Origin of the sequence: uncultured Demequina sp., assembly GCF_913055775.1 — a bacterium.
GTDB lineage: Bacteria > Actinomycetota > Actinomycetes > Actinomycetales > Demequinaceae > Demequina.
Map to the genome: position 1 here is coordinate 1 of NZ_CAJXJX010000185.1, position 3,546 is coordinate 3,546.

Annotated in this window: 3 protein-coding genes; 2 read left to right on the forward strand and 1 reads right to left on the reverse strand. The window is 68.7% G+C overall.

From position 1 onward, the window contains the following. On the forward strand, window positions 1-1,716 hold a 1,716-nt coding region (locus QZ483_RS13160), incomplete at its 5' end, for an ATP-dependent Clp protease ATP-binding subunit (protein ID WP_297084762.1). Window positions 1,717-1,861: 145 nt separating this feature from the next. Here QZ483_RS13160 and QZ483_RS13165 read toward each other — a convergent pair. Further along, entirely contained in the window at window positions 1,862-2,245 is a 384-nt protein-coding gene (locus QZ483_RS13165) for a DoxX family protein (RefSeq protein ID WP_297084763.1), read from the reverse strand. A 99-nt stretch (window positions 2,246-2,344) separates the two neighbouring features. Between QZ483_RS13165 and QZ483_RS13170 the strand changes: the two genes are divergently transcribed. Next, complete coding sequence (locus QZ483_RS13170; RefSeq protein ID WP_297084765.1) at window positions 2,345-3,361, forward strand: aldo/keto reductase; 1,017 nt, start codon at window positions 2,345-2,347, stop codon at window positions 3,359-3,361. The last annotated feature ends 185 nt before the right edge of the window (window positions 3,362-3,546 follow it).

The following is a 3,546-nucleotide window of genomic DNA, read 5'->3' on the forward strand; positions in this document are numbered from 1 at the left end:
GTGGGCGCCGGTGCGGCCGAGGGTGCGATCGACGCCGCGTCGATCCTCAAGCCCATGCTCGCCCGCGGTGAGCTGCAGACCATCGGCGCGACCACGCTCGACGAGTACCGCAAGCACGTCGAGAAGGACCCCGCGCTCGAGCGCCGCTTCCAGCCCATCCAGGTGCCAGAGCCCGAACTGTCGCACGCGATCGAGATCCTCAAGGGACTGCGCGACCGCTACGAGGCGTTCCACCGCGTCACCATCACGGACGACGCGATCGTGGCCGCCGCGCAGATGGCCGACCGCTACATCTCCGACCGCTTCCTGCCGGACAAGGCCATCGACCTCATCGACGAGGCGGGGGCGCGCCTGCGCATCCGCCGCATGACCAGCCCGCCCGAGCTGCGTGACCTGGACGACAAGATCGCGAACGTGCGTCGCGACAAGGAGTCCGCGATCGACGAGCAGGACTTCGAGAAGGCCGCCTCGCTGCGCGACGTCGAGCGTCGCCTGTCCGAGGAGCGCTCGGAGAAGGAGCAGGCCTGGAAGTCGGGAGACCTCGACGTCGCCGCCGTGGTGGACGAGGACCTGATCGCCGAGGTCCTCGCGATGTCGACCGGCGTGCCGGTGACGCGCGTGTCCTCGGACGAGTCCAGCCGCCTCCTGCAGATGGAGTCCGAGCTGCACAAGCGCGTGATCGGCCAGGAGCAGGCCATCAAGGTCCTGTCCCAGTCGATCCGCCGCACCCGCGCGGGCCTGAAGGACCCCAAGCGCCCCGGAGGCTCGTTCATCTTCGCCGGCCCCACCGGCGTGGGAAAGACCGAGCTGGCCAAGGCGCTCGCGGAGTTCCTGTTCGGCGACGAGGACGCGCTGATCTCGCTCGACATGTCCGAGTACGGCGAGAAGCACACCGTGGCGCGCCTGTTCGGTGCGCCTCCCGGCTACGTGGGCTTCGAGGAGGGCGGCCAGCTCACCGAGAAGGTGCGTCGCAAGCCGTTCTCCGTGGTGCTGTTCGACGAGGTCGAGAAGGCCCACCCGGACATCTTCAACTCGCTGCTCCAGATCCTGGAGGACGGCAAGCTGACCGACGCCCAGGGCCGCGAGGTGAACTTCAAGAACACCATCATCATCATGACCACGAACCTGGGTGCGGACACGATCTCGCGCCGCCAGGCGACGGGCTTCTCGGTGCAGTCGGAGACCGGCCACACCTACGACGAGATGGTCAAGCTGGTCAACGGCAAGCTCAAGGAGCACTTCAAGCCCGAGTTCCTCAACCGCGTCGACAACGTCGTGGTCTTCCCGCAGCTCACGCAGGACGAGATCATCGAGATCGTCGACCTGATGGTCGCCCGCCTCGACGAGCGCATGAAGGACAAGGACATGGGCGTCGAGCTCACCGAGGCGGCCAAGAAGCTGCTCGCGGAGAAGGGCTACGACCCCGTGCTGGGCGCGCGACCGCTGCGTCGTGCGCTGCAGCGCGAGATCGAGGACCCGCTGTCGGAGAAGATCCTCTTCGGCGAGGTCACGGCGGGCCAGATCGTCCGCGTCGACGCCGAGGGCGAAGGCATCCTGGGCGAGTTCTCGTTCGAGGGCATCGACCGCGACGACGTCGTGAACGAGCCGCTGGGCGAGGACCCGCAGGTCCGCGTGGGCGGCCCCGCTGCCGAGGCGCCGTCCGAGAACGACGAGGGCGACGGCGAGGAGCCCATGCGCCACGCGCCCGGCGAGTAGCCGCTCGACACTTCACGGAAGGCCCGGTCACCGTTCGCGGTGGCCGGGCCTTTCTGCTCCCCGCAACCCGAGCGAAATGGGCCCATTTCGCTCGCCTAAGCGCGTAGGTGAGCGATTCGGGCCCATTTCGCTCGCGGAGGGTGAGCTAGCTGCCGAACGAGAAGGCGCCGATGCGGCCCACGAACACGATCAGCGCGATCACCCCGAGCAGCGCCGGTACCGTGGTGTTGGCCAGCGGGTCACCCCGGCGGATGTGGACGAACGCGCCGCCGAAGCCCAGGACCATGAGGCCCAACGCGGCGATGGGCACCACCCACGGGATGAAGCCGACCATCGGGAACACCAGCACCGCGAGCGATCCGACGATCTCCGCGACGCCGATCAACCGCACCTGCTGATCGGAGAAGTCGTTGACCCACTCCTGACCGAGCTCGGCGGCACGCTTCTTGCCGCGCACGGCGTGCACGAAGCCGGAGGGAATGAAGACGGCCGCGAGCGCGATGACTGCGACCCAGAGTGCTGCGTCCATGGGCGTCCTCCCTGGTCGGAACCTAGCCGTGGCCAGCCTATGCCCTGCCCGCGGCGCGATCGCGGAAGCCGACCCGCGCATCGGCCGTACGCTGGAGCCATGACTCACGACCCCTTTGTGGCCAACGACGCCCGCTACGAGACCATGCAGTACCGACGCTCCGGACGCTCCGGGCTGCGTCTTCCTGGCGTGAGCCTGGGCCTGTGGCACAACTTCGGCGGCGCGAACAACGCCGACGTCATGCGCGAGACGCTCCGCACCGCGTTCGACCTGGGCGTGACGCACTACGACCTCGCGAACAACTACGGCCCGCCCCCCGGCAGCGCGGAGGAGAACTTCGGGCGGCTGTTCGCGCAGGACCTCAAGCCCTACCGCGACGAGATCATCGTCTCGACGAAGGCCGGCTACTACATGTGGCCGGGGCCCTACGGCGAGTGGGGCTCGCGCAAGACCCTGCTGAGCTCGCTCGACCAGTCCCTCACCCGCATGGGCCTCGACTACGTGGACATCTACTACCACCACCGCCCGGACCCGGACACGCCCATCGAGGAGTCGATGATGGCGCTGGACCAGGCGGTGCGGTCGGGCAAGGCGCTCTACGCCGGCATCTCGAACTACGGCGCCGAGGACACCCGCACGGCGATCTCGATCCTGCGCGACCTGGGTACGCCGCTGCTGATCCACCAGTTCTCGTACTCGATGTTCGAGCGCTCGCCCGAGGAGGCGCTCATCGGCACGCTCGAGGACGAGGGCGTGGGCTCGATCGTGTTCTCGCCGCTCGCCCAGGGTCTGCTGACCGACCGCTACCTCCAGGGCGTGCCCGAGGGTTCCCGCGTCACGCACTCGCAGTTCCTGGGCGAGAACCAGCTCTCGGAGACCTACCTGAACCGGGCACGCGCGCTCAACGACATCGCCGCTTCGCGCGGCCAGTCGCTGGCGCAGCTCGCGATCCAGTGGGTGCTGCGCGGCGACCACGTGACCTCTGCCCTCGTGGGCGCGTCGAGCGCCGGCCAGCTGCGCAACACGGTGGCGGCGCTCGACTTCCCTGCGCTCACCGACGACGAGATCGCCGCGATCGAGCCGCACGCGGTGCACGGCACGCACTACCAGGGGTAGCGCACCCGGGCTGCTGGTCAGCCCGCCGCGCCGTCGAACTCCGGACAGAGGTGGTCCACGCGCGCGTCAACCTCCCAGTACTCGTCCTCGCGATCGTGGGGCTGGCCGGTACGTGAGTCGTAGCGGGCGATCGCGAAGCCGTACTCGATCATCTCGCGGCCGTAGTCCTCATCGCCGATCTCGAC

What these genes read in the sequence shown, in the direction of transcription:
- QZ483_RS13165 (WP_297084763.1), bottom strand. Translation starts at nt 2,245, where the DNA reads ATGGACGCAGCACTCTGGGTCGCAGTCATCGCGCTCGCGGCCGTCTTC.
- QZ483_RS13170 (WP_297084765.1), top strand. Translation starts at nt 2,345, where the DNA reads ATGACTCACGACCCCTTTGTGGCCAACGACGCCCGCTACGAGACCATG.